The organism is Variovorax sp. YR266, assembly GCF_900107295.1.
Classification (GTDB): domain Bacteria; phylum Pseudomonadota; class Gammaproteobacteria; order Burkholderiales; family Burkholderiaceae_C; genus Variovorax.
The window spans coordinates 309,785-334,902 of the sequence record NZ_FNPM01000005.1; the positions used below are offsets into that span (position 1 = coordinate 309,785).

The 25,118-nt window shown below is 66.5% G+C and carries 22 protein-coding genes and 1 tRNA gene; 9 read left to right on the forward strand and 14 right to left on the reverse strand.

Going from position 1 to position 25,118, the window contains the following annotated elements:
• Nucleotides 1-7 precede the first annotated feature (7 nt).
• The 6 genes from BLW48_RS15825 to alaS form a co-directional block, all read right to left on the reverse strand.
• Complete coding sequence (locus tag BLW48_RS15825) at nucleotides 8-556, reverse strand: cupin domain-containing protein (RefSeq protein ID WP_093073561.1); 549 nt, start codon at nucleotides 554-556, stop codon at nucleotides 8-10.
• Between the two features lie 25 nt (nucleotides 557-581).
• A complete protein-coding gene (locus BLW48_RS15830) occupies nucleotides 582-1,397 on the reverse strand; it encodes an SDR family oxidoreductase (protein WP_093073559.1) in 816 nt (271 codons plus the stop codon).
• A 22-nt stretch (nucleotides 1,398-1,419) separates the two neighbouring features.
• Entirely contained in the window at nucleotides 1,420-2,403 is a 984-nt protein-coding gene (locus BLW48_RS15835) for a Bug family tripartite tricarboxylate transporter substrate binding protein (protein WP_093073557.1), read from the reverse strand.
• Nucleotides 2,404-2,580: 177 nt separating this feature from the next.
• Nucleotides 2,581-3,840 carry a D-amino acid dehydrogenase gene (locus BLW48_RS15840; RefSeq protein ID WP_093176087.1) on the reverse strand — a complete coding sequence of 420 codons (1,260 nt, stop codon included), beginning with the start codon at nucleotides 3,838-3,840 and terminating at the stop codon, nucleotides 2,581-2,583.
• A gap of 53 nt (nucleotides 3,841-3,893) precedes the next feature.
• The gene (locus BLW48_RS15845) at nucleotides 3,894-4,910 is read right to left on the reverse strand and encodes a 2-dehydropantoate 2-reductase (protein WP_093055804.1); all 1,017 of its coding nucleotides are present in this window, start codon (nucleotides 4,908-4,910) and stop codon (nucleotides 3,894-3,896) included.
• A gap of 27 nt (nucleotides 4,911-4,937) precedes the next feature.
• Nucleotides 4,938-7,562 carry an alanine--tRNA ligase gene (gene alaS / locus BLW48_RS15850; RefSeq protein ID WP_093176089.1) on the reverse strand — a complete coding sequence of 875 codons (2,625 nt, stop codon included), beginning with the start codon at nucleotides 7,560-7,562 and terminating at the stop codon, nucleotides 4,938-4,940.
• Between the two features lie 263 nt (nucleotides 7,563-7,825).
• On the opposite strand from alaS, the gene BLW48_RS15855 reads away from it, so the two are divergent.
• The gene (locus BLW48_RS15855; RefSeq protein ID WP_093073549.1) at nucleotides 7,826-8,650 is read left to right on the forward strand and encodes a ferritin-like domain-containing protein; all 825 of its coding nucleotides are present in this window, start codon (nucleotides 7,826-7,828) and stop codon (nucleotides 8,648-8,650) included.
• A gap of 465 nt (nucleotides 8,651-9,115) precedes the next feature.
• On the opposite strand, the gene BLW48_RS15860 is transcribed toward BLW48_RS15855, so the two are convergent.
• Together BLW48_RS15860 and BLW48_RS15865 are read right to left on the reverse strand one after the other, a co-directional pair.
• Complete coding sequence (locus tag BLW48_RS15860; RefSeq protein WP_093055798.1) at nucleotides 9,116-9,403, reverse strand: hypothetical protein; 288 nt, start codon at nucleotides 9,401-9,403, stop codon at nucleotides 9,116-9,118.
• A gap of 275 nt (nucleotides 9,404-9,678) precedes the next feature.
• On the reverse strand, nucleotides 9,679-10,116 hold the full coding sequence (locus tag BLW48_RS15865; RefSeq protein ID WP_093176092.1) for a hypothetical protein: 438 nt from the start codon (nucleotides 10,114-10,116) through the stop codon (nucleotides 9,679-9,681).
• A gap of 88 nt (nucleotides 10,117-10,204) precedes the next feature.
• Between BLW48_RS15865 and BLW48_RS15870 the strand changes: the two genes are divergently transcribed.
• The 3 genes from BLW48_RS15870 (at nucleotide 10,205) to BLW48_RS15880 (ending at nucleotide 11,363) form a co-directional block, all read left to right on the forward strand.
• Nucleotides 10,205-10,278: transfer RNA gene (locus BLW48_RS15870), tRNA-Gly, on the forward strand.
• Nucleotides 10,279-10,420: 142 nt separating this feature from the next.
• On the forward strand, nucleotides 10,421-10,705 hold the full coding sequence (locus BLW48_RS15875; RefSeq protein ID WP_093055786.1) for a hypothetical protein: 285 nt from the start codon (nucleotides 10,421-10,423) through the stop codon (nucleotides 10,703-10,705).
• 37 nt (nucleotides 10,706-10,742) lie between these two features.
• The gene (locus BLW48_RS15880) at nucleotides 10,743-11,363 is read left to right on the forward strand and encodes a hypothetical protein (RefSeq protein WP_093055784.1); all 621 of its coding nucleotides are present in this window, start codon (nucleotides 10,743-10,745) and stop codon (nucleotides 11,361-11,363) included.
• On the opposite strand, the gene BLW48_RS15885 is transcribed toward BLW48_RS15880, so the two are convergent.
• Nucleotides 11,349-12,125, reverse strand: coding sequence for a Crp/Fnr family transcriptional regulator (locus BLW48_RS15885; protein WP_093176095.1), 777 nt, complete (start codon nucleotides 12,123-12,125; stop codon nucleotides 11,349-11,351). The two genes, BLW48_RS15880 and BLW48_RS15885, sit on opposite strands and share 15 nt — an antisense overlap.
• Nucleotides 12,126-12,278: 153 nt before the next feature.
• Between BLW48_RS15885 and BLW48_RS15890 the strand changes: the two genes are divergently transcribed.
• Complete coding sequence (locus BLW48_RS15890) at nucleotides 12,279-14,444, forward strand: DUF6351 family protein (RefSeq protein WP_177142342.1); 2,166 nt, start codon at nucleotides 12,279-12,281, stop codon at nucleotides 14,442-14,444.
• On the opposite strand, the gene BLW48_RS15895 is transcribed toward BLW48_RS15890, so the two are convergent.
• On the reverse strand, nucleotides 14,441-15,349 hold the full coding sequence (locus BLW48_RS15895) for a LysR family transcriptional regulator (protein WP_093055778.1): 909 nt from the start codon (nucleotides 15,347-15,349) through the stop codon (nucleotides 14,441-14,443). The two genes, BLW48_RS15890 and BLW48_RS15895, sit on opposite strands and share 4 nt — an antisense overlap.
• A 111-nt stretch (nucleotides 15,350-15,460) precedes the next feature.
• Between BLW48_RS15895 and BLW48_RS15900 the strand changes: the two genes are divergently transcribed.
• The 4 genes from BLW48_RS15900 to BLW48_RS15915 all read left to right on the forward strand — a co-directional run bounded on the left by BLW48_RS15900 (nucleotide 15,461) and on the right by BLW48_RS15915 (nucleotide 18,583).
• Nucleotides 15,461-16,735 carry an SGNH/GDSL hydrolase family protein gene (locus BLW48_RS15900; protein WP_093176097.1) on the forward strand — a complete coding sequence of 425 codons (1,275 nt, stop codon included), beginning with the start codon at nucleotides 15,461-15,463 and terminating at the stop codon, nucleotides 16,733-16,735.
• Between the two features lie 70 nt (nucleotides 16,736-16,805).
• Complete coding sequence (locus BLW48_RS35615) at nucleotides 16,806-17,003, forward strand: hypothetical protein (protein WP_093055774.1); 198 nt, start codon at nucleotides 16,806-16,808, stop codon at nucleotides 17,001-17,003.
• Nucleotides 16,985-17,536, forward strand: a complete 552-nt coding sequence (locus tag BLW48_RS15910) for a 2'-5' RNA ligase family protein (protein ID WP_256330785.1) — start codon at nucleotides 16,985-16,987, stop codon at nucleotides 17,534-17,536. The genes BLW48_RS35615 and BLW48_RS15910 overlap by 19 nt, the downstream gene beginning before the upstream one ends.
• 33 nt (nucleotides 17,537-17,569) lie before the next feature.
• Complete coding sequence (locus BLW48_RS15915; RefSeq protein WP_093176100.1) at nucleotides 17,570-18,583, forward strand: phosphotransferase enzyme family protein; 1,014 nt, start codon at nucleotides 17,570-17,572, stop codon at nucleotides 18,581-18,583.
• A gap of 15 nt (nucleotides 18,584-18,598) precedes the next feature.
• On the opposite strand, the gene BLW48_RS15920 is transcribed toward BLW48_RS15915, so the two are convergent.
• The 4 genes from BLW48_RS15920 to imuA form a co-directional block, all read right to left on the reverse strand.
• Nucleotides 18,599-19,516 carry a hypothetical protein gene (locus BLW48_RS15920; RefSeq protein ID WP_093176103.1) on the reverse strand — a complete coding sequence of 306 codons (918 nt, stop codon included), beginning with the start codon at nucleotides 19,514-19,516 and terminating at the stop codon, nucleotides 18,599-18,601.
• An 80-nt stretch (nucleotides 19,517-19,596) separates the two neighbouring features.
• Nucleotides 19,597-22,950 (reverse strand): error-prone DNA polymerase, encoded by a 3,354-nt coding sequence (locus BLW48_RS15925; protein ID WP_093176105.1) that lies wholly within the window; start codon nucleotides 22,948-22,950, stop codon nucleotides 19,597-19,599.
• Nucleotides 22,943-24,307 carry a Y-family DNA polymerase gene (locus BLW48_RS15930; protein WP_093176108.1) on the reverse strand — a complete coding sequence of 455 codons (1,365 nt, stop codon included), beginning with the start codon at nucleotides 24,305-24,307 and terminating at the stop codon, nucleotides 22,943-22,945. The genes BLW48_RS15925 and BLW48_RS15930 overlap by 8 nt, the downstream gene beginning before the upstream one ends.
• A complete protein-coding gene (gene imuA / locus BLW48_RS15935) occupies nucleotides 24,276-25,082 on the reverse strand; it encodes a translesion DNA synthesis-associated protein ImuA (protein ID WP_093176111.1) in 807 nt (268 codons plus the stop codon). Before imuA ends, BLW48_RS15930 begins: the two co-directional genes overlap by 32 nt.
• Nucleotides 25,083-25,118 lie beyond the last annotated feature (36 nt).

A 25,118-nucleotide genomic window follows, 5' to 3' on the forward strand; every position in this document is an offset into this window, starting at 1 on the left:
TGTTCGCTCAGCGCTTGATCTTGGCGAGCGGGTGATCGGCCGGATACGTCGGCGTCACGGGCTTCTTCGCGCCGAGCATCACGCACATCAGCGCGTCTTCGTCGCCGATGTTGATCTCTTCGCGGTACACGCCGGGTGGCACCGAGATCAGGTCGCGGTCGGTCATGATGGTTTCGAAGCGCTCGCCGTCTTTCTCGATCACCACCTTGAGCTTGCCGCGAATCAGGAAGAACACTTCTTCCACGTCGGTGTGCAGGTGCGGCGGGCCTTCGTGGCCGGCCGGGATGACCATGGTCGAGAAGGTGAAGTGCTCGGCGGGCACTGTGTTGACGTCCTTAGCGACGCCGGTGCCACCGGTGCCCACGTAGCGCATCTGCGCACGGCGGAACTTGGGGTCGAAGTCGGACTGGAACTTCAGCGCGTCCCAGTCGTACTTGCGGGTTTCGTAGCGCGCGATGCGGGTGTTCATCCACTCCGCGAGGCTGCTGCCTTCGGGCTGCGCCAGGCTGTTGGTGCCGGCTTCGTTGATCTTCTGCTGTTCGGACAGATCGCTCATCGGGTGTACTCCTTGGTCGGAAAAATCAGTGCATCGCGAAGCCGCCGTTGACGGCCAGCAACTGGCCCGTCACGAAGCGTGCGAGGCCGGAAAGCAGGAACAGGGTCGCGCCGCACACGTCGGCGGCTTGCTGCTCGCGCGGAATGGCGCGGCCTTCGAGGTACTTCTGGTGGCGCGCCATCGGCACGTATTCGGTGGCCTCGACCAGCGTGAGGCCGGGCGCGACGGCGTTGACGGTGATGTTGTCGCCGCCCCACTCGCGCGCCAGCGAGCGCGTCATGGAAATGACGGCGCCCTTGCTCGATGCGTAGGCCAGCAGGTTGGGCGCGCCCCACAGCGCCGTGTCGGACGCGAGGTTGACGATGGCGCCGCGGCCGCTTTCGGCCAGCGCGCTGCGGCAGGCGCGGCCCATGAGCCAGCTGCCGCGCACGTTGACGTTCATCACGCGGTCCCACATGTCGATTTCGAGCTGGTGCGCGTCGCGGCCGCCCGAATTGGTAATGGCTGCGTTGTTGACGAGGCCGTCGAGTCCGCCGAGCAGGCGGATGGCTTCGTCGGCGCAGGCCACGATGGAGCCGGGGTTCGACAGGTCGACCGGCAATGCGTGGGCTGTGTGGCCCGCTTCGCGCAGCGCCTTCGCCTCGGTCTCGGCCAGTTCGCCCAGGATGTCTGCCAGCACCACGCTCGCACCTGCCGCGGCAATGCACTGCGCGAAGGCAAGGCCCAGGCCGCGCGCGCCACCGGTCACGAGGACGCGGCGGCCGGCCAGCAGGTTGGCCGGCAGTTCGGCCAGCAGTGCCTGCAGGCTCGATGGATCGGGAATGGCTTTGAGTTCGGTCATGGGGATGCGGGCTTCAGTCGGTTCAGTCGGCCTGGATGCCGAGCTCCTTGATGACCTTGCCGAAGCGCGTGTAGTCGGCGGCGTTGGTCTTGCCGAGCACGTCGGCGTCGCCGCCCACGGGCGTGGTGCCGAGCACCGCCATGCGCGCGACGATCTCGGGCATCTTCAGGATTTCGTTGAAGTGGCCGTTGAGCGTCTTCACGATTTCGGGCGGCAGGTTGCGCGGGCCCCAGAGGCCGTTCCAGGCCGTCACTTCGACGTCCTTGTAGCCCTGCTCCGCCAGCGTCGGCACGTTGGGCGCAAGCGGCGAGCGCTGGGCCGAGGCCACGGCCAGCGGGCGCAGCTTGCCGTTGGCGAAGTACGGCGACACCGGGCCGAGCGTGATGAAGGTGACGGGCACGTGGCCGCCGAGCACGTCGTTGACGGCGGGCGCCACGCCCTTGTACGGCACGTGCGCGAGGCTAGTGCCCGAGGCGCGGGCGAACATCTCGCCGAGGATGTGCATCGGCGAGCCGCTGCCCGGGCTCGCATAGCTCAGCGACTTGCCGCCCTTTGCTGCGGTCACGGCGTCCTTCAGCCCGGCGAAGCCGCTGCCGCCGCTGGCCACGAGGAACAGCGGCTGGCTGCCCGTCTGCACGATGGGCGTGAAGCCGTTCAACACGTCGTAGCCCGACGAGCCATTCGTCTTCAGCACCAGCTGCGCGATGGAGAAGGTGCTGGGCGCGAGCAGCAGCGTGTAGCCGTCGGGCGCGGCCTTCGACACGTAGGCGCTGCCGATGATGCCGCTGGCGCCGGGGCGGTTGTCGACCACCACGGGCTGGCCGACGCGCGTCGAGAGCTTTTCGGCGAAGAGCCGCGCCAGCGCGTCGGTGTCGCCACCGGCCGGATAGGCAACGACCAACGTGATCGGCTTGCTCGGGTAGCTGTCTGCCCAGGCGAGTCCGGTGGCGCAAGCGGCGGCCAGGGAAATGGCAGCGGCGATGGCATGGCGGCGTGTCTGTTTCATCGGGTCCGTGTGATCGTGGTTTTGTTTCACTAAAGAAACAACGATTTATTAATGGAACGCCGTGAGAATACCGAGGAAGACAACTTCGTGACTAAGTAGAAACCCTGATTTTTGTGACTCAACGAAAACAGGGCGGCCTTTTCGGGCCGCCCTGCAGGGGTGGGAGCGTCGGGCTCTTCAGCCGCCGTAGCGCGCCACGGTGAGGCCTTCCATGTCGATCTCGGGCGCCTTGCCCGCAATCAGGTCGGCCATCACGCGGCCGGTGCCTGCCGCCATGGTCCAGCCGAGGGTGCCGTGGCCGGTGCTGAGCATCAGGTTGGGAATGCGGGTGGCGCCGATCACGGGCGTGCCGTCGGGCGTCATCGGGCGCAGGCCGGTCCAGAAGGAGGCGTCGCGCACGTCGCCGCCCTTGGGGAACAGGTCGGTCACGACGTGTTCGAGCGTGTCGCGACGGCGCTCGTTGAGCTGCAGGTCGAAGCCCGAGAGCTGGGCGGTGCCACCCACGCGGATGCGATCGCCGAGACGCGTGACCGCCACCTTGAAGGTCTCGTCCATCACGGTCGATTCGGGTGCGCCGCCAGCGTCGGTGATGGGCACGGTGATCGAGAAGCCCTTGACCGGATACACCGGCAGCCGAATGCCCAGCGGCTTGACCAGCGCGGGCGAATAGCTGCCGAGCGCGACCACGTAGCGGTCGGCGGTGAAGCTGCCGGCATCAGTGCGCACAGCCGTCACGCCCTGGGCTGCATCGTGTTCGATGGCCTGGATGTTGATGCCGAACCTGAACTTGACGCCCTCGGCTTCCGCCAGCTTGGCCAGCGCCTGCGTGAACTTGAAGCAGTCGCCAGTCTCGTCACCGGGCAGGCGCAGGCCACCGACGAATTTGTCTTTCACGGCCGCGAGCGCGGGCTCGTACTGCACGCAGCCTTCGCGGTCGAGCACCTGGTACGGCACGCCGGAAGCCTTGAGCACTTCGACATCCTTCGAGGTGCCGTCAAGCTGCTGCTGCGTGCGAAAGAGTTGCAGCGTGCCCTGCATGCGCTCGTCGTAGGCGATGCCGGTGTCGGCGCGCAGTGCCTTCAGGCAGTCGCGGCTGTATTCGGCCAGCCGCACCATGCGGCCCTTGTTGATCTCGTAGCGCGCCTGCGTGCAGTTGCGCAGCATCGACAGGCCCCAGCGCCACATGGCCGGATCGAGCATGGGCTTGATGACCAACGGGCTGTGCTGCATGAGCATCCACTTGATGGCCTTGACCGGCACGCCGGGCCCGGCCCACGGCGCCGAGTAGCCGGGCGAAACCTCACCCGCGTTGCCGAAGCTGGTTTCGAGCGCGGGCGCCGGCTGGCGCTCCAGCACCGTCACCTCGTGCCCGGCGCGCGCCAGGTAATACGCCACCGAGGTGCCGATGACACCGCTGCCGAGAATCAAGACCTGCATGAGAACAACCCTTTGAAAGCTGCTGCAACGCAGCCGAGGGTACAGGCTAAGCGCTACAGGCCGAGAGCATCCTGCAATTGCCGTGCCGTCCAGCGCTTGGGCTGGTGCGGCCAGGCATCGAGCAGCGCGACCATGCGCGCGTTGCGCGGTGCGCTCAGGCCGTGCTCCTGCGCGAGGCGCACGACCTCGCCGCTGAGCGAATCGATCTCGGTGCGGCGGCCGAGCGCGAGGTCGTCGGCCATGCTGGAACGCGCCTTGGCATCGATGCGCAGCATGCGTCCCGCGATGATGCGGAACAGCCAGTCGGGCAGGCGCAGCAGGCTGACCAGCCGATGCGCCGGAACGGCAGCCACCTGCGCCGGCGCAATGCCCGCGACGTTGAGAATGCCCAGCGCTTCCTCGATCAGCGACGCGAAGCAGCGGCGGTAGCCGCGCAGCATCAGCTCTTCGCGCAGGGGCAGGCCCGAGAGCGCGTTGACGGGGTTGTTGAGGTTGAGCATCAGCTTGCCCCACTGCACGGGCAGCAGGTCGGCATGCAGGTCGAGCGGCACGCCGGCGCGCTCGAACACGGGCAGCCACGGGCGTAGCGCCGCGTCGTCTTCCGCGGCCAGCCGGCCGGGGGTGCCGCGATGGAAGGCGCCAGGGCCGATCTCGGCCACGTTGTAGGGCACCATGCCGGCGCGCACATTGAGCGAAGGGCCGGTCTGCGATGCAGCCGCGCAATTGGAAATACCGTTCTGCAGCGAGACCACCGTGGTGCCCGCAGGCAGCGCGAAAGCCAGCTCGCCCGCCGCCGCAGCCGTGGCGCCACTCTTCACGCACAGGAGCACCAGCGAAGGCCTTGCACCCACGGGGACCTGCTCGCACAAGCGCAGCTTTTCAGCGGACAGCTTGCGCGTTGCGCCGTCCATGTCGGTGAGCGTCAGGCCGTGCTTGGCGAGCTTTTCGAGCACGCGCGGACGGCCGACGAAAGTAACGGGCACTCCGGCCGCCGCGAGGCTGCCGCCTATGAAGCACCCGATGGTGCCCGCCCCCATCACAAGCACTTCACCGGGGGTAGCGTCGGGCATGAAGTGCTTGTTCCTGATGCGTGTCTGTCAGGCGCGTTCCGCGACCCAGGCCTGCACCGATTGCAGCGCGGCCGGAAGGCCCGCCGCATTGGTGCCGCCGGCCATGGCCATGTCGGCCTTGCCGCCGCCCTTGCCACCGACCTGCTGGGCCACGAAGTTGACCAGCTCGCCGGCCTTGACCTTGCCCACGCTGTCGGCCGTGACGCCGGCTGCGATCTGCACCTTGTCGCCGTCGACTGCGGCCAGCACGATGGCGGCGGTCTTGAGCTTGTCCTTCAGCTTGTCCATGGTGTCGCGCAGCGTCTTGGCGTCGGCGCCGTCGAGCTTGGCGGCCAGCACCTTGATGCCCTTGACGTCCACAGCCTGCGACACGAGTTCGTCGCCCTTGGACGATGCGAGCTTGCCCTTGAGCGCACCCACTTCGCGCTCGAGCGCCCTCACCTGTTCCAGCACCTGCGTAAGCCGGCCCTGCAGCTCGGCCGCTGGCGACTTGAGCGTGGCGGCCACGCTGTGCACGGTCGATTCGAGGTCCTGCAGGTACGACAGCGCATTGGCGCCCGTGACGGCTTCGATACGGCGCACACCAGCGGCCACGCCGCCTTCGCTGACGATCTTGAAGAGGCCGATGTCGCCCGTGCGGCCCACGTGGGTGCCGCCGCACAGTTCGCGGCTGGTGCCGATGTCGAGCACGCGCACGGTCTCGCCGTACTTCTCGCCGAACAGCATCATCGCGCCGGTCTTCTGGGCCGACTCCATGTCCATCACGCGGGCGTGCGTCTCGGAGTTGGCGAGGATCTCGGCGTTGACGCGCTTCTCGATCTCGAGGATCTGCGCGTGCGTGACGGGTGCGTTGTGCGCGAAGTCGAAGCGCGTCTTGTCGGCATCGACCAGCGAGCCCTTCTGCTGCACGTGATCGCCCAGCACTTCGCGCAGGGCCTTGTGCATCAGGTGGGTGACCGAGTGGTTGCGCATGGTGGCGGCGCGGCGGGCGGTGTCGACCGCGGCCTTGACCGCGTCGCCGACCTTCAGCGTGCCCTGGGTCTGCGTGCCGTGATGGCCGAACACGTCGGCCTTGATCTTCTGTGTGTCTTCCACGCCGAACTGCACGCCTTCGGCGATAAGCACACCCTGGTCGCCGACCTGGCCGCCGCTCTCCGAATAGAAAGGCGTGGTGTCGAGCACGACGATGCCGCTCTGGCCCTCCTTCAGCTCTTGAACAGCCGCGCCTTCGAAGTACAGCGCGACGACCTTGGCGCTTTCCTCCAGGTGGTCGTAGCCGGTGAAGGTGTTGCCCGCGCCGGCGTATTCGACGTTGCGGTCCATCTTGAACTTGCCGGCAGCACGGCCCGCGGCCTTCTGCTTTTCCATGGCGGCGTTGAAGCCCGCCTCGTCGACGCTCACGCCGCGCTCGCGGCATACGTCGGCCGACAGGTCGAGCGGAAAGCCGTAGGTGTCATGCAGCTTGAAGGCCACTTCGCCCGGCAGCACCTTGGCGTCGCCGGCCAGTGCCGCATCGAGGATTTCCATGCCGTTGGCCAGCGTTTCGAAGAAGCGTTCTTCCTCAGCCTTCAGCGTGTCGATGATGCGCTTTTCGTCGGCCACGAGCTTGGGATATGCGTCGCCCATGAGCTTCACGAGGTCGGGCACGAGCTTGTGGAAAAAGGGCTTCTTCTGGCCCAGCTTGTAGCCGTGGCGAATGGCGCGACGGATGATGCGGCGCTGCACATAGCCGCGGCCTTCGTTCGACGGGATCACGCCATCGGCCACCAGGAACGAGGTGGCGCGGATGTGGTCGGCGATCACCTTGAGCGAGTTGTTGGCCAGGTCTTGCGTGCCGGTTTCGCGGCCAGCGGCCTTGATGAGCGCGTCGAAGATGTCGATTTCGTAGTTGCTGTGCACGTGCTGCAGGATCGCGGCCAGGCGCTCCAGGCCCATGCCGGTGTCGACGCAGGGTGCGGGCAGTTTCTTGACCGAGCCGTCGGGCTGCATGTCGAACTGCATGAACACGTTGTTCCAGATCTCGATGTAGCGGTCGCCGTCTTCGTCGGGGCTGCCGGGCGGGCCGCCGGGAATCTCGGGGCCGTGGTCATAGAAGATTTCGGAGCACGGGCCGCAGGGGCCCGTGTCGGCCATCATCCAGAAGTTGTCGGACATGTAGCGTCCGCCCTTGTTGTCGCCGATGCGCACGACGCGTTCTGGCGGCAGGCCGATTTCCTTGGTCCAGATGTCGTAGGCCTCGTCGTCCTCGATGTAGACCGTGGCCCAGAGCTTCTCGGCCGGCAGCTTGTAGACCTTGGTCAGCAGCTCGAAGGCCCAGGTGAGCGATTCGCGCTTGAAGTAGTCGCCGAAGCTCCAGTTGCCCAGCATCTCGAAGAAGGTGTGGTGGCGCGCGGTGTAGCCCACGTTCTCGAGGTCGTTGTGCTTGCCGCCAGCGCGCAGGCAGGCCTGGACCGAGGCTGCACGCACGTAGTTGCGCTTGTCTTCGCCGAGGAACACGTCCTTGAACTGGACCATGCCCGAGTTGGTGAACATGAGCGTCGGGTCGTTGCCCGGCACCAGCGAGCTCGAGGCCACGACGGTGTGGCCCTTGGAGGCGAAGAAATCGAGAAAGGTCTTGCGGATGTCCGCGACCGTGAATGTGGGCTGGCTCATCTTTGGATTCGTCTTCTGTCGAGGGCGGCGCGGCGATGGCGACCCTCTTGTCGAACCCACTGCGGCGAACCGGCCTAACTGCTTGATTTGCTTGAACAAACGATTATAGGTTTGGCCATGGCGCCCGCGCCCGGATCGGGCCGCACCGGGAAAACTGCACGATCCGGACTCCGCGGCTAATATGTGACTTGGCGCAAAAAACGAGAACCAAATACGGTCTGCGCCATCCGTACTTGTACGGACAAAAAGATCAAGGAGTTCGCATGGCAAGCCAAGAGGCGGAACAACACTGGCAGATCGAAGACCTGGATTTCTCGCGCATCGCGCTCGACAAGGTACGCCCGGACGAGAATCTCTTCTACCTGGTGACGTCCGCCTCCTTCATAGAGAGCGGCTCCGACCTCTACACACAGAACCTGGTCGACTTCTTCCGGGGCGACGACGAAGTCACCGACTGGCTGTCGAACCACTGGGAGCAGGAAGAATTGCAGCACGGCAAGGCCCTGCGCGCCTACGTTCGCCACGTGTGGCCTGAGTTCGAATGGGACACCGCCTACCAGGGCTTCCTTGAGGAATACGCGACCTACTGCAAGGTAGAGCTGCTGGCGCCGACCCGCGCCCTCGAAATGACCGCCCGCTGCGTGGTCGAGACCGGCACCGCCACCTACTACCGCGCCATGGCCCGCAGCACCAACGAGCCCGTGCTGCAAGACCTGGCCACCCGCATCGCGACCGACGAGGTCAACCACTACAAGCACTTCTACCGCTTCTTCCGCCGCTATCGCGAGCAGGAAAAGCTGAGCCGCTTCCGCGTGATGGGCACCATCGGCCGCCGCACGCTCGAACTCAAGAGCGAGGACGCCGACTGCGCGATCCGCCACGTGGTGAAGGCGCGCTCGCCCGGCCGCGCCAGCGACACGGCCTACGTGGAGCGGCTGAGCGCGGACATGAACAGCACCATCCGCACGAACCTGAGCCCCGGCAACACGCTCAAGATGCTGATGCGGCCGCTGGAGCTGCCGGCGAAGGTGCAGGCGGTGATCCAGTACCCGATCAGGCAGTTCATGCAGCACGTGTTCCTGCGCTGAGGGATGGCTGGATAGATAGATGTGCGGGTTGCCGGCGCCGCAAAAAAAAACCCAGCACAGGGCTGGGTTGAACCTCTTGAGTGCTGTCACGCACAGAGAACTCGCACTTCGAAGCGAGTCCGCAAAATCTAGGGCCTCATGCCCCGGCGCCTTGTCGGACAGGACCGACACTTCAGATCGATGGGTCTGATCAGGTGAGCGCCAGCGGTCTGCCAACCGCACAAAACTGCCAAATAGTTCACGTTTTAATAAGTGTCCTACGGCGACTGCCTGTTTCCGGCTGACACCGGCGTCCGGGGCGACCACAGACCATACCGATGCTGTCACGCAACAGGGCCGCATAAAAGAAGAGCTCTCTGTCAGTGCTTAGAGCCGGCCCACAAGGGTCACTCGGACCCGCTTCGGCGGGTATTTTTTTGGCGCGACGCCGCACAGACCGAACCCACGCCCGGCCCCCCGCTGCTTTCAGTTCGCCGAGGTCAGCCCCGGCTTGCGGGTTCCGTCCAGCGAATACAGCTGCGGCCGGTCTTCCGCGGTGCCTTCCGCCACCAGCCCATGCGCCACCGCCTGCGGCTGGCGATAGAGCTCGTTCTCGAGGCGCCTGACCCGTTCGGCATACATCCGGGCCAGGGCGCTGTGATGCTCTGCCGCCGCCTGATGCTCGATGCGCGCCATTTGCGCCTCTTCAAGAAGTGCCGCCGCGCGCCGGAGGTACGCGGTGTGATTCGGGCGAAACAAGAAGTCGAACGTCATTTCACGCTCCTTTCCGCAAGGGTGCGGTGGAGTCATGTTCCTCCGCGCCCGCCTTCAAGTCTGTCGGCGCGCGCCTACCCTCGGGCTACCCATTTTTCCCTTGACTTGCCCATACCACACGGCCATGACACGTTGTTCCTTCTTGACGGGGACAACGTTGTGGAAAACTGTGTGCGCATCGCTCGAAAGCCTTGCCTGGCGTGGCCTGCGACGCGATGCCTGCGAAAGAGGCAGTGCGCGAAAAAAATTTCTGAGCGCCGTCGGCTGCTGCCGGACTACCCCATATCCGACCGCTTGCAATTGAAGACCGTGCCCGGATCGACCGCCCGCAGCACCGGCACCTTGCCCACGAACGTCACCCCGGCACTTATCAGACGCCACTCCCCCGCCTTGAACAGCTTGAAAAGGTTCGTGACTTCATCGCCCGCGGCAGGAATGGCATTGAAGACGTAGACCGGCTCGCCGCCCTGGGTCTCGTCCATGCTCAGCAACTCGGCCCGCATCTTGCCCATGGTCTCCGTGTCTTTGGTCCTCTGGCGCACGATGTCCATGTTGACGGTGCGAGAGTGCTCGTCGATCGAGATCCTGCGGATCCAGGGCGCCGGCCCTGCGCTGTTGTGAGCTGGCACGCATGCGATTGTTCCGGCTGCGGCCGAGCTTGCTGCCGCGGCGAAGAACAAATGAAGGGCGAGGTGAGTGGGCTTGAGTTTCATGCTCGGTTGAGGCTCCTGGGTCGAAGGACATGCATCTATACTCCCGCCTGTCGTCGCTCGCAGGCATGCAGTCGGCGACTTGCCAGATGCGGGTGTAGTTCAATGGTAGAACGGCAGCTTCCCAAGCTTCATACGAGGGTTCGATTCCCTTCACCCGCTCCAACAGCTCCCGCGAATTCCTGCGTGTCTTCCTTCAGGCACCTGCCGTACTGCTCCCGGCACCAGCAAGACCGTGTCGAAACGGTCGGGGCGCTGTGGCAAAGGTGCCTCCATACGGCCTTTGCGATCACGTAGCATCCGGCCCATGAGCTACACCGTGAAACTGGTCGATTTCCCCGACGCCCCGGCCGACGTCATCGCCACTGCGGAGTCGCGCTTCCGCCGCGAACTCGACAAGCTGCTGGGCGAGAGCGTCGAAGCCGCGCTGAAGGCATTCGAGAACGCCAGCGAGTCCAGCGCCGACGAACTCAGCAAGGACGAACTTGCGCTGGCCGCCACCTGGGCCAAGGCCTACGAAACCGCCAAGACTGCCGGCTTTCGCGCACTCGGCGAAGCCGACGAGGCCTACTTCGAGATCCGCCTCGACTGACCTGCCCGTTCTTTCCCCTCGACTCCAGGACCAGCCCATGAAACTGCTGTTCGCCCTGCTTCTCTGCGCCCTGCTCTGCGCCTGCGCGAGCGCACCGAACACGGCGCCGGCCGCAGGAACAACGGCAGCAACGCCGCCCGCCGCCGAGTCGGCACCGGCCCCGCCCACGGGCGTGCAGTGGCGCTACATCAACTCCAAGTCTTACGAGGCACTGAATGCGGGCCTCGGCAACAGTCACCGCTTCGAGAGCAGCGTCGGCTGGATCGATGTCTACGTGTACGACATGAAGCGCGCCTGGCAACCAGGCGTGGACGACCCGCAATTCGACGAGCACTTCAAGAGCACCATCGCCGAGGTGCAGCGCGCCACCGCCCAGGGCATGTACGCAAGCGCCAGGATCGGCCCCACACGCGACGTGCGCATCGAAGGGCTGACCTTCCGCACGGTCTCGTTCCGCCTCGTGCATGCAAAGGACGCCAAGGCCTACGACTCGTTCACATACCTCGCGGTGCGCAACGGCAAGCTGCTGAAGTACCGCATGTCCTTCAACGCGCCGGCGCCGGCCAACGTGGAAGCCATTGCGCGCGAGTTCATCGAACGCAATGTGCGCACCGGCCCCGACACGCCAGTCGGCACGCGCCAGCTACGCAGCACCTGACGGGCGCAGCGGCAAGACGCCTTCTGCCTTGTAGCCGCGCAAGCCGCCAAGATCGAGCACCGTCAGCCCGCGCTTTTCGAGGCGGATGAGTCCCAGCGCCTGAAAGCGCTGCAGCGCAACATTCACGCGCTGCCTCGACACGTTCGCGAGCAGTCCGATCTCCGTCTGCCCCACCTCCAGGAAGCGCGGCGCATCGGGATACAGATCAGGATTGAACAGGCTCGCCAGGCAGTTCGCGACCCGCGCGTCGGTGTCGAGCAGGCGCTCATGCTCCAGCGCGCCGATGAAGAGGCTGAGCCGCGCGTTGAGCAGTTCCTGCAGATAGTGGTTGAACGGCACGCTGGTGCCGCGCAGCCATTCGAAGGTGCGCCGGGGCATCAGCGCCACGCGCGTGGGCCGCAGCGCGAACACGTCGTAGCGGCGCGCCTCGTGCTTGAACAACGAGCCTTCGCCGAACCACACGCCGGCCGACACGCCCGTGAGCGTCGAGACCCGTCCGTCTTCGGATGCGACCGACATCTTTGCGAAGCCGTCGATCAGCGCCATCCAGTGCTCGACCGGCTCGCCGGCGCGCGCAATGCAGCCGCCGCGCGCGAACTGCCGTTCCTGCATGCTGCCGAGCACATGTTCGAGGTCAGCCGGCGACAGGGCCGACGCCCATTTGGAACGCCGCACCGTCTCTTCCAGCACCTGCGCAGCGGAGGAAGAAGAAAAAGACTCGCTGGGTGAATCAGGGATTACCTGTAGCAATTCGCGCGTCATGTGTCGTCGCAACGACCGCGCCCCGGAACGTCCATTCGTATTCTTTCAAGACATACAACACAGGAGACGTCCATGTTCGCTACACCCCGTCGCCCGCACAAGCGGGTTTTTCCGTGGCCGCGCCGGCCCCGCGCCCTTGCCGCGGGTCTCGCTATGGCAGGAGCTCTGCTCGTCGCGGGATGCGGCGGAGGCTCCGACGGCGGATCGGGGTTTTCGTTTATTCCCGGCGCCAGCCCGCCGCCCGCGACGCAGACGCCGGCCGCGTTCCAGGTGAAGACGCTCTCGTCGTCGCCCGACATGGTCAGCGGCGGCGACTCGCTGATCGAAATCACCGCGCCAGTTGGCGTGGCGCTCGACAAGGTGCGCGTGAGCCTGAACGGCAAGGACGTGAGTTCGCAGGTGCCGGTGGCCGACAGCACGGCCCGCGTGCTGCGCGGCCTCGTCACCGGGCTCACGACGGACGCTTCCAGCACCACGGGCAGTACCAATACGCTGGTGGTCAGCAACGCCGACAACACCGCGCAGCGCACTGAGACGAAGCTGGTCAACTACCCCATCACCGGGCCCATCCTGTCGGGCCCGCACATCTCGCCCTATGAATGCCGCACGGTGCAGAACGGCCTGGGTTCGCCGCTCGACGCCGACTGCTCGGCCGCGACGCAGGTGGTCTGGTACTACCGCAGCACCTCCAATACTTTCAAACCGCTTTCAGACCCCACGGGCACGCGCCCCGCTGACCTCGCGACCACCACCACCAACGACGGCAACACCGTGCCCTACATCGTGCGTGTGGAGTCGGGCACCATCAACCGCGGCGTGTACCGGCTCGCGGTGCTCGACAACCCAACCAAGGACGCACCCGCCACCTGGAAGCCCGGCGCGGGCTGGAACAAGAAGCTCGTCGTGTACTTCGACTGCTGCGGCTCCGCCCAGTACAACCAGGGCGTGCATCCCATCGAGACGATCCTCGGCGATGTGGGCCATATCCAACTGTCGCGCGGCTTCGCCTTCATGAACTCGACCGAGCTTTGGAACAACCAGCACGCCAACCCGCACCTGCAGGGCGAGACGCTGATGATGCTGAAGGAGCACGTCATCGAAGAATTCGGCGCCGTGCCCAAGTGGACGGTCGGCTTCGGCGGCTCGGGCGGCGCCATCCAGCAGTACCTGATCGCGCAGCTTTACCCAGGCCTGCTCGACGGCATCCAGCCCATCGTGTCCTTCCCCGAGACGCTGATGCCCGAGGTGATGGAGTGCCGGCTGCTCAACAACGTCTACAAGCTCGACACCACCACCTGGACCACGGCCAAGCAAAACGCGGTGAACGGCTTCAACACCAACACCTGCACGAGCTGGGACCTGTCCTTCGCGAGCATCATCAAGTCCGACAACGCCGTGGGCTGCGGCTTTCTCGAACCGGCCAACGTGTCGAACGTGTTCAACCGCACGACCAACCCCAACGGCATCCGCTGCGACCTGTTCCAGACCAACGTGAACCTGCTCGGCAAGCGCGCCGGCACGCAGGAGGCGCGTCGCCCCATCGACAACGTCGGCGTGCAGTACGGCCTGGCCGCGCTGAACAGCGGCGCGATCTCGGTGACGGAGTTCCTCGACCTCAACGAGAAGGTCGGCGGCTACGACGGCGACGGCAACACGCAGGCCGCGCGCTCCGTGGCAGACCCCGATGCGCTGAAGCTCACCTACGCGGGCGGCTTCAAGAACAGCTTCAAGGGGCCGGGCCTTGCGAACATTCCGATCATCACGCAGCGCGGCAACGCCGATGCGGTGGGCGACATCCACGACACGATGCAGGACCTGATCATCCGGGCCCGCCTGCAGCGCGCCAACGGCCGCAGCGACAACCAGATCATCTGGACGCTGGGATCGAAGTCGCCCGTCGACTACATGTCGGCCTCGCTCGACCTCATCAACAAGTGGCTGGACAACATGGCTGCCGACACGGCTGCACCGTCCATCGACAAGGTCGTGCGCAACAAGCCCGCTGGCGCGAACGATGCCTGCTGGGACGCGAGCGGCACGCGCATCGACGAAGCTGCGTCGACCAATCCGGCGGCCAGCTGCAACGTGGTGTACCCGCGCTTCAGCACGCCGCGCCTCGTTGCCGGTACGCCGCTGGTGAACGACGTGCTCAAGTGCCAGCTGAAGCCGGTGAATGCGGCTGACTACTCGGTGACCATTGCAGGCGCCGATCTGGCGCGCCTGCAGACCATCTTCCCGAGCGGCGTGTGCGACTGGAGCAAGCCGGGCGCGGGCCAGGAGGCGCTGCGGGGCACCTTCTTGCGGCTGCCGCTGAACTAGCGCGTAACCGGGCGGGAGGCGCCCGGCAGCTTCGCCACCCGCTCGGCCAGGAAGTCCACCAGCACGCGCACGCGCAGCGGCTGGTGGCGGCGCGGGGCATACAGCAGGTGCACCTCCTGCGCCGGGCCGGTGTGGCGGCCGAGCAGGCGCACCAGCCGGCCTTGTTCGAGCAGGTCGGCCACCATCCAGGTGGGCTGCAACGAGATGCCGGCGCCGCCGAGCACGCTGTCGAGCAGAGCCACCGCGTTGTTCACCCGATAGCGGCTGCGCACCGGCACGGTGACGGGGCCATCGGGGCCTTGAAGCAGCACGCCGTCGTCGCCCGCCGCATAGCGCAGGTAGTCGTGCGCCAGCAGGTCCTGAGGCTTGCGCGGCTTGCCGCGTGCCGCGATGTAGTCCGGTGAAGCGACCAGCACGCGCGGCCACGTGCCCAGGTGGCGAGCGACCAAGTCGGGCGGCAAGGCGCCGCCGACGCGCAGCGAAACGTCGATGCGCTCCTCCAGCGGATCGACGAAGCGGTCGTCGAGCACCAGCTCCAGCTCAATGTCCGGGTACAGGCCCAGGAACTCCACCGCCATCGCGTTGAGATGCCGCTGGCCCATGGTCACCGGCGCGCTCATGCGCAGCAGGCCGCGCGGCTGCTGGATGCCTTCGCGCACGTCGGACACCGCGTCGCCGTAGTCCTCCAGCATGCGCCGCGCGCGCTCGTGAAAGCGCTGGCCTTCCTCGGTCAGGCTCAGGCCTGCTGCGGTGCGCCGCAGCAGGCGCACGCCGAGCGAACGCTCCAGCCCCGCGACCAGCTTGCTGACGGTGGGCTGCGTGGTGTCGAGCGCGCGGGCCGCACCTGACAGGCTGCCCAGCTCCACGCTGTGCACGAAGGCTTCGAGGGCGCGCAGGGTGTCCATGGCGTATTCGTATTTGGAATGGTCTGGATGCCATTCTGCCGTCTACCCATCCGGATACGCATGAAAGAAAGTCAGGGCCTTGCTTCAGCTTTCATCCAAGGACCTCTTCTCATGACCACATCGACACTCGCATCGATCCTGCGCCACGGCGCCCTCGCGCTCACCCTGGCCGCCACAGCCGCAACTTCAACAGCAGAACCGGCGGCCTACTGGAGCCCCAGCTGGATGGCCAGCACGCAACCCATATGGAACGGCGACTTCGTGCTGCCCACCGGCCTGCCCTTCCAGTTCAACCGGCAGACCGTGCGCCAGGTGGCGCGGCTGAGCATCGGCGGGTCGCGGCTGCGCGTGGTGATCAGCAACGAAGGTGGAGTGGCGCCGCTGTACATCGGCGCAGCGCGCGTGGCCCGGCATGCCGAAGGCTCCGCGGTGGTCGAGGGCAGCGACCGGCCGTTGCGCTTCGGCGAGCAGGCCGACGTCACCATCCCGCCCGGCGCACGGCTGGTCAGCGACCCAGTGGACATCGCCATGCCCGCTCTCGGCAAGGTTGCGGTGTCGCTCTATCTGCCGCGGCCCAGCCAGCCCGCGGGCTTTCACTTCGATGCGCGCCAGACCGCCTACGTGGCCGATGGCGACCTGACCGGCGCCGCGCGCCTGCCGGCAGCGGCAACGCAATGGAGCACCCGTGTCTACGTCAGCGGCCTGATCGTCGAGACACCCCAGCCACCAACCACCGTCGCCACCCTCGGCGATTCGCTGACCGACGGCAACGGTTCCACGCCCAGCGCCAATACCCGCTGGCCCGACGCGCTGGCCGAGCGGCTGGTGGGACGCAATGTCGCTGTGCTGAACGCTGGCATCTCCGGCGGCCGCCTGTTGAAGGACGGCATGGGCCACGCCGGCCTGGAACGCGCGGGCCGCGATGTGTTCGCCCAGCCGGGCGTGCGCGCCATGATCGTGCTGCTGGGCACCAACGACATCGGCTGGCCCGGCGGCCCGTTCGCACCAAACGAACCCGCCGTGCGCGCGGAAGCCGTCATCCAGGGCCTGCGGCAGCTGGCGGAGCTGGCCCATGCCCACAACGTGCGCATCATGGCCGGCACCATCGCGCCGACCGAACGCGCGCTGGAGGGCACACCGCTCGAAGGCCACTACTCGCCTGAGAAGGACAAGGTGCGCCAGGCCGTGAACCGCTGGATCCGCGAAGGCGGCGCGTTCGACGCCGTGGTCGACTTCGACGCGGTGTTGCGCGACCCGGCCCGGCCCTCGCGGCTGAAGGCGGCGATGGACTCGGGCGACCACTTGCATCCGGGCGATGCGGGTTACAGGGCGATGGCAGCGGCGGTCGACCTGGATGCTCTGCTGGGCACGCCTGCTCGACCCTGAAAATACTGTACATAAATACAGTATTTCTCTAAAATTCGTCGTCTCCAAGAACAACTTCAAGGCGACGCCGATGACTACCGCCAATCCGCCTGCGCCCACTGCGCAGGTTCTTTTTTTCTCCAGACTGCACCAGTTGCAGCCCCGCTCCCACACAGGCCGGATCTCGACCTGGCCCTTCAAGGTGACCCGCGACAAGGGAGACATTCGCGTGCAGGCAGCGCGCGTCATCCGCACGACGGCCGAGAGCTGGTGGCCGCCTGGATCCTGAAGAAGCGCCCGATGGCCGAGTCCAATAAGCTTCTCGTCGGACTCTTTCCCGCCAGGGAAGTGCAAGCTGAAATAGAGGCGCACCGCAAGAACTGGTGGTGGCCCAGAGGCTGCTCCTTTCCGCCCGTAGACCGCCTGCACCTGACGCTCCAGTACCTCCCCGATCAGCAAGGCAACGCCGAGCAACGTCTGCGCGCCGCGCTCTCCGAAGTGTCGATGCAGCCACTGCAACTCACGCTCGACCGCTCCTGCACATGGTCGAACGACGCCTCGGTAGTGCAACCGTCGGAGCATGAAGATTTGCGGCGCCTTCAGTACGACATCAGTCGTGCGCTGGTGCGAGCCGGCTTTTCCCTCGATGTCCATGTCCGCGGATGGACGCCGCACGTCACGATCGCACGGGACGCCGAACGCGCAGCAAGGCCCACTTCCCTGAAGCCCATCCGCTGGACGGCAACAGAGTTCCGACTGGTCCGCTCGCACTTCACGTATCCGTTTCGTCACGAACCCCTCGGCTCCTATCCTCTGCACTGAGGTGCGGCATTCGTCCGGCGCTAAAGTGGCCGCATGCTGACGCCCCCCGACCTGTCGCGCGAAACCGTCGCGCAATACCTCGCCGATGCCTATGGCCTGCACGACGCCCGCATCGAATTCCTGCCCCTCGGCGCGGATGTGAACTCCGCCGTCTTTCGCATCAATGCGAGTGACGGCGCCGCGTACTTCCTCAAGCTGCGCAGAGGCGATTTCGACCAGCCGGTCGTCGCGGTCCCTGCCTTCCTTCACCACGACAAAGGCATCGAAGCCGTGATGTCGCCGCTGCCCACAACGAGTCAGCAGTTGAGCACGCAAGGCCACGGCTTCGACTGGGCGCTCTATCCCTTCTTCGACGGCAAGAACGGTTTCGAGCGCGCATTGACGAACCGCCAATGGACCACGCTCGGCGCCGCATTGGGCGCGATCCATCGCACCGAGCTGCCCGAAGCGCTGTCGGCCGGTCTTCCCAAAGAGCACTACGCCCACCACTGGCGTGAAGGCGTCCGCCGCTACCAGCGCCGGTTCATCAACGGCGTGAAGGGCGACGACATCGTCAAGCGCTTCCTCGCCTTCTGGGAGGAGCATGCGGAAGAGATCGACACCGTCGTCTATCGCAGCGAACAGCTCGCCTCCATCCTGCTCGAACGCCCGCCGCAGCTGGTGCTGTGCCACTCCGATCTCCACGCGGGCAATGTCCTCGTCGGCGACAACGACCGCATTTCCATCGTCGACTGGGACACGCTCATCTTCGCCCCGAAAGAGCGCGACCTGATGTTCATCGGCGGTGGCGTCGGCCACGTATGGAACCAGCCGCAGGAAGAAGCGCTGTTCTACGAAGGCTACGGACTTAAAGACATCGACCTCGTCCCCCTCGCCTACTACCGCTACGAACGCATCGCAAAAGACGTGCTCGAGTTCTGCGACCAGATGTTCGACGCCACGGCCAGTGCTGAAGACCGCGAAGAAGGCCTGCGCCAGATGCAGAGCCAGTTCCTGCCCGGTGACGTCGTCGCCATCGCGCACCGGAGCTACGACGACATCACCTGACCCGGCCCGAGGTCGTCAGATCAGCATGTCCTGCACGTCGTCCTCGAATCCGGCAATCGGCTGCGCCTTGGCCAGCGCGAGCCACACCGCGAACGGAATGCGATCGAACGCGCGATGCACGGCCGCTCGCGCGACCACGAGGCGTTCGCCCTCCAGCACCATCACGCCGCATTCGGCCGGCACTTCTTCTGGTTTGGCGATGCAGCGGCCCTTCGCGTCGTTGCCCAGCACGTACCAGCACTCGCCGCCCAGGTCGAGGTACGCCGCGCGCTTGTCGGGCTTGCGCAGGTCGCCCAGCAGGTCGGCGCGGCTCACCTTCACCTCGTGCACGATGGGGTGCGCGTAAGCCTCCACGCTGGTATTGCGGATGGAGAACACATCGGGCCGCGCAACGCACCAGCGCGGCTTGCCGCCCTCTTCCAGCGGCGGCAGTCGGGCGCGCAGGCCCAGGCCGCGCCATGCGATGCGGCCGCCGCGCGTCATCTCGCGCGCCACGCGCTCCACCAGGGCTTCGTGCGGCGACAGCGCGGCGCGGTTGATGGTGAGCGTGGTGGCGATGCGCGCAATGCCGGAGTCGGTCACGCGCAGCGTCTCGTGGCCGTGCACCGTGCGCACGCGCTCCAGATAGCCGCCGGCGAGCAGTTCGACTTCGACGGTGTCGCAGCACGGCCAGCCGGCCGAACGGTAGATCTCGCGCAGGCGCCGCGCATGCGGCTTGCCGAACGGCACCGCCGTCCCGGCCTTCTGCATAGGTGGAGGCTCCACCACCGGCGGCGGAAAGCCGGGATCTGTCACAGGCGGCACGACTGGTGGCGGATCGCCCTCCGGCGGTGGCATGGGCGGCGGCGGTGGTGGCACGGGCACGTCGGGCGCAGGAGGCGGCGGACCGATGGGCGTGGCGACGATGGGGGCGAGAACGGCAAGTGCGGACATGGCGGAAACAGGTTAGCGAAAAGCGGAGGAAGGCGCGAGGCATGGAACGATCGGTTGCATTCGGTCGTTCCCTTCCCGCGTCAATGAAAGTCGCGGCTCGTATTGCTCTGCGCGAGCCGGCCCATGAGCGGCGTCAGGTCCCTGAAGCCCGTGGCGATCAGGTGCTGCACCTTGCCGCCGCTGTCGTCGTCGCGCTGCCACGTGCCCTGCACTGCGAGCAGGTGCGACTTGAGCAGCGGCTCGCGCCAGGCCTCGATGACATGGCTCCAGACGATGACGTTGACGTTGCCCGTCTCGTCCTCCAGCGTGACGAAGATGGTGCCGTTGGCGGTCTGTGGGCGCTGCCGTCCCTTGACGATGCCGCAGGCGCGCGCGGTCTGCCCGCTGGGCAGCGAACGCAGTTCGGCCGCGCTCATGAGCTTCATGCGCGCAAGGCGCGGGCGCAGCAGCGCGAGCGGATGGCGGCGCAGCGTGAGGCCGAGCGCCGCGTAGTCGCCGACGATCTCCTCCCCCTCGGGCGCGGCCGGCAGCAGCAGCGCCTGCTCGTTGATCGGCACGCCCCGCAGCAGAGCCGGCGACCGGTGCTGCGCGGTGGCGTCCCACACCTGCTGGCGCCGATGGCCCGAGAGCGACATCAGCGCATCGGCGGCGGCCAGCGCGGCCATGTCCTTGCCGTCGAGTTCGGCGCGCAGGGCAAGGTCTTCGGTGCTCGTGAAGGGCGATTGGTCGCGTGCTTTGAGCAGGCGCTCGGCGCCACCCTTGCTGAGGCTCGATATGCGGTTCAGGCCCAGCCGCACCGCGGGCTGGTTCTCGTTGCCGAGGCGGTCGATGTAGCGTGGATCGATGCCCGGAGAACGCAGCGCATCGGGGTCGCGAGCTTCGAGCGTGGTGTCGAGTTCGCTGCGCGTGACGTCGACCGGGCGCACCTCGACGCCATGGCGACGTGCGTCCTGAACGAGCTGCGACGGGCTGTAGAAGCCCATCGGCTGCGAATCGAGCAACGCGGCGAGGAAGCAGGCCGGCTCGTAGTTCTTGAGCCAGCTGCTCACCGTTACCAGCAGCGCAAAGCTGGCGGCGTGGCTTTCGGGGAAGCCGTAGTCGCCGAAGCCCATGACCTGCTTGAAGATGGCTTCGGCAAAGCTGGCCTTGTAGCCGTTGTCGGTCATGCCATTCACGAGCTTGTCGTGGAACTTTCCGAGACCGCCCTTTCGCTTCCATGCCGCCATGGCACGCCGCAGTTGATCAGCCTCGTCGGCTGTGAACTTGGCCGCGATCATGGCGATCTGCATCACCTGCTCCTGGAAGATCGGAATGCCCAGCGTTCGCTCCAACGCAGGGCGCAGCTCTTCCTTCTCATAGTGGATAGGCAGGTTGTTGCGCTTGCGCTCCCGCTGCTTGAGATACGGATGCACCATGCCGCCCTGTATAGGCCCGGGCCGCACGATGGCAACCTCGATCACCAGGTCTTCGTACGTGCGAGGTTTCAGGCGCGGCAGCATCGACATCTGCGCCCGGCTCTCGATCTGGAACACGCCGATGGTGTCGGCGTCGCAGATCATGTCGAACACCTTCTGGTCGTCGCTCGGTATCTGGTGCATCTCCAGCATCGAGCCCCGCCAGCGATTCATGTGAGCGAGCCCCCGGCGGATCGCGCTGAGCATGCCGAGCGCGAGCACATCGACCTTGAGCATGCCCATCGCTTCGAGATCGTCCTTCTCCCACTGGATGACGGAGCGGTCTTTCATCGACGCCTTCTCGACCGGTACCAGCCGCGTGAGCTTCGTGTGCGTGAGCACGAAGCCGCCCACGTGCTGGCTCAGGTGGCGCGGAAAGCCCTTGAGCCGCTGCGTCATCTCGATCCAGTGCATCAGCTTGAGTTCGTCCTCCTCGACACCGACGCGCGCCGAAGCCTGGCGCAGTTGCTCGCCGAGCACTGTCTCGTCGAACCAGTAGTGGTCTTTCGCGAACTCGTCGATCAGCCGCTCGTCGATGCCGATGGCCTTGCCCACGTCGCGCAACGCGCTGCGTGCGCGATAGCAGATGACGACAGCGGCGATGGCGGCACGGTCGCGGCCGTATTTGTCGTAGATGTACTGAATGACTTCCTCGCGCCGCTGGTGCTCGAAGTCAACGTCGATGTCGGGCGGCTCGCGGCGATGGCGGCTCAGGAAGCGCTCGAACAGCAGATGGGCCTTTTCAGGGTTGATCGCGGTGATGCCCAGGCAATAGCAGACCGCCGAATTGGCCGACGATCCGCGCCCCTGGCAAAGGATGCTCTGCGAGCGGGCGAAGCGCACGATGTCTTCCACCGTGAGAAAGAACATCTCGTATTCGAGTTCGAGGATGAGATCGAGCTCTTTCTGCACTTGAGTCCGTACCACGTCGGGCACGCCCTGTGGATAGCGAACCTGCGCCCCTTCCCACGTCTTGCGCACCAGCGTCTGCGCCGGCGTCTCGTGGTTTCCCACGCTCTCAAGCGGGTACTTGTAGTTCTCCCGGATCACTTCCGGATCGAAGCTGCATCGCCCGGCCACCACCAGCGTGTTCGTCAGCATCTCCTGAAAATAAAGTTCCGCCAGTCGCATGCGCGGCCGCAGATGCCGCTCGGCATTCGACTGCAGCGCAAAGCCGCATTCGGCCACCGTCTTGCCTTCGCGCACCGCCGTCAGCACGTCGTGCAACGGCTTCTGCGAGCGCACGTCCATGCGCACGTCACCGGCGGCCACGAGCGGCACGCCTGTTTCCTCGCCCGCCTGCATCAGCGTGACGAACCAGAGGTCGTCGTCGAGTTCGTTGAACAGCTCCACGGCCAGCCAGAGGTTTTCGCCGTACAGCGCCTTGGCGGCCATCAGGTCTTCGTGCAGCGTCGCAACATCCATCGCACCGCCGGGGTTGCGATGCGGTACGAAAAGAACCTGGCAGTGCTGCAGCGAGGCCACGTCGCTGTCTTCCCAGCTCACGCGGTACTCGCCCTTGGGCAGTTCGGTGTTGCGCGCGGCGGTGATGAACTCGCACAGGTTGCCCCAGCCCTCGGTGTCGTTTGCGATCACCGCGAGCTTGAAGCGCTCGAACTGGAACTCGCTGCCGAACAGCAGGCGGAAAGCGGAGTTACGCGGGATCTCCGGCTCGTCGGGATGCTCGCGCTCGTGCTCGGCCAGCTTCGCCGGAAGGTTGCGCAGGGCCACATGGGCCCGCACGATGCCCGCCACCGAGCATTCGTCGGTAATGGCGAGCGCGATATAGCCGAGCTGGTAGGCCCGCTCCACCATCTGCTCCGGCGTCGAAGCGCCCCGCTGGAAGCTGAAGTTGGTCAGGCAATGCAGCTCGGCATAGTCCGGCAGCGTCGGCGCGGCTTTTTTGCGCAGCGGCAACGGCAGCGCATGCACCTTGGCCGAGTTGCGCCCGCGCAGTTGCTTGCCGCTCAGGTCAGGCATAGAAGCCCTGCAGATACCAGCGCACCTCACCGGAAGAAAAGCGCGCGGCGGGCCGCTCGCGAAAGATCCACACCAGCCCGGCCTCGGGGCTTTCCGCGACGTAGTAGTCGCGCATCGCGGGCTGGCCGCCGTCTTCCTTGTCGCCCCACCAGCCCGTCTCGACACGCTGCGGCCCGATCAGCCTGCTCAGCGGGCCGCGATAGCACGGGCGCTCGCCGTCCATTTCGAGCAGCAGCGGCTCGGGCAGCAGCCACGGCGGGTAGATGGCGTCGGGCTGCGACGCCGCGGCCTTGGCGGCCTTTGCTTCCTTGCGGACCTTGTCACCGGGCGCCTTTTCCTTTTCTTTCTGCAGCGCGGGCCGCCATGCCTGCTTGCGTTCGGGCCGGTGGTCGGCCTGCGCCGACGGCACCACCACCTGCTGCGCTCCGAGCCGCACGCTGAGCCGCTCGACCATCTCGTGCAGCCTGTCGCCCTTGCGGTTGTCTTCCGGCAGAAAGCTGGTGCTGGCGCCAGCCCACGGATCGGTTTCGAGCGTGCGCAGCCTGAGCCAGCTCGCGGGCGCGGCCAGCGTGGTGAGGGCCAGTTTTTCGGACAGCAGGCGGCGCAGGTGCGCCATGTCCTGCGTGGGCTCGGCCGTGCGCACGGTGACCTGCTGGTGCGGCGGCAGGTTCACGCCATTGAAGCGCTTGAGATCGAGCGTCCACTCCAGTTCGAGCGCGCGCGCACCACGCTGGCGGGCACGCAGCCAGATCTGCAGGGCCGACAGTAGCCGGTTGGCCGACCACATGAGTTCGGGCGCGGTCTCGGCCAGCGCGGGCAGCTCCAGCTTCTGCTCGAACACGTCGGGCAGCGTGAGCCAGGCATGGCTTTCGGGGCGCAGGCCCCATGCGGCGTCGAGCGCCTCGCGCAGCCCTGCGCCGAAGCGCCGCGTGAGGCCGCCGCGCGGAAGCGCCGCCACCTCGCCCCAAGTGCGGCAACCCAGGCGCGCAAGCAGGTCGAGGTGTTCGCGCGCGGCGCTCAGAGTGTCGAGAGGCAGTCCGGCCGGCACCTCCTGCGGCCGCTTTTCCTGTCGCACGAACAGGCGCAGCCGGGCCAGCGCGATCAGGCTCGTGGCGCCCTGCGCACCCTGCATGCGAACGTCGGGCGCGGGGTTGTCGGCAAGCAACTGGCGCATCAGCTGCAACCGCCCGCCCCACAGGCGCTCGCAGGCGGAGACTTCGAGCATCAGTGCCTCGTCTTGCCAGGCCACGTGGGGCGTGTACTGCAGCGCCCACCAGCCCAGCGCTTCGGGCGTGGGCAAGACAGGAGCATCGGGCGTGTCGGCGTCAAGCGACCACCGCAAGGCTATCCAGTGCATCCGGGCCTCCTTTCCACGCGTCGATGCGCACCACGGTCGCCGAGGTTGCCGACTCGCCGGCCGGCACCGTGCCCAGTTGCTGCAGACGCAGCTTGCGGCGCAGCCGGGCGGCGGCCAGCAATGCGGTCATGCGTTCGTTGCGCGCCGGCAGCATCACCGGCGTGGCCAGCGGCGGGCCGCGGCGCTTGAGGATGTGCAGTTCGATCTGCGATGCGTCAGCCTCGCAGCGCCCGGCACGAATGCGCAGCCGCGCCGGCGAGGCCGACAGCGCGACCGATTCGGGCCGGCACACGAACAGCAGCACCTCGTGCTGCGCAGCCGCCAGTTGCAGCCGCCGCAGCTCACCCACACGCGCCTGCGGCAGCCAGGCCACGACGGCGGCGATGTCCGCGCAGCGCAGTGCCTGCTCGCAGGCCCACAGCCGGGCGGCCGGGGCCTCGCTCCTGATCCACATGAGGGCCTCCACCGGCAGCCCCTGCGCCGCGAGCGACGGTCCGCAAGGCTCATAAGGCGCGCCGACCAGCACCACCGGCCCGCCCCGCGCCTGCACCGCCTGCGCCAGCGCGGGCAGCAGCAGCCGCCAGACATGGGCCTCGGGCGCGGCCTGCAGCAGCTCCGTCATCGCCCCGACCGGCCAGCCGCCGCCCGGCAACTGCGCGTCGAGCGCAGTGTGGCCGGTGGCGACGACCTGTGCGTCGGCCAGGCCGAGCTCGTCGGCATGCCAGACGCCACGGCCTGCGGCAGCGGAAAAGGAGTCGAGGAAAGGAAGGCCCATGGTGAAGACTGTTAACTGTATTTTTATACAGTATTT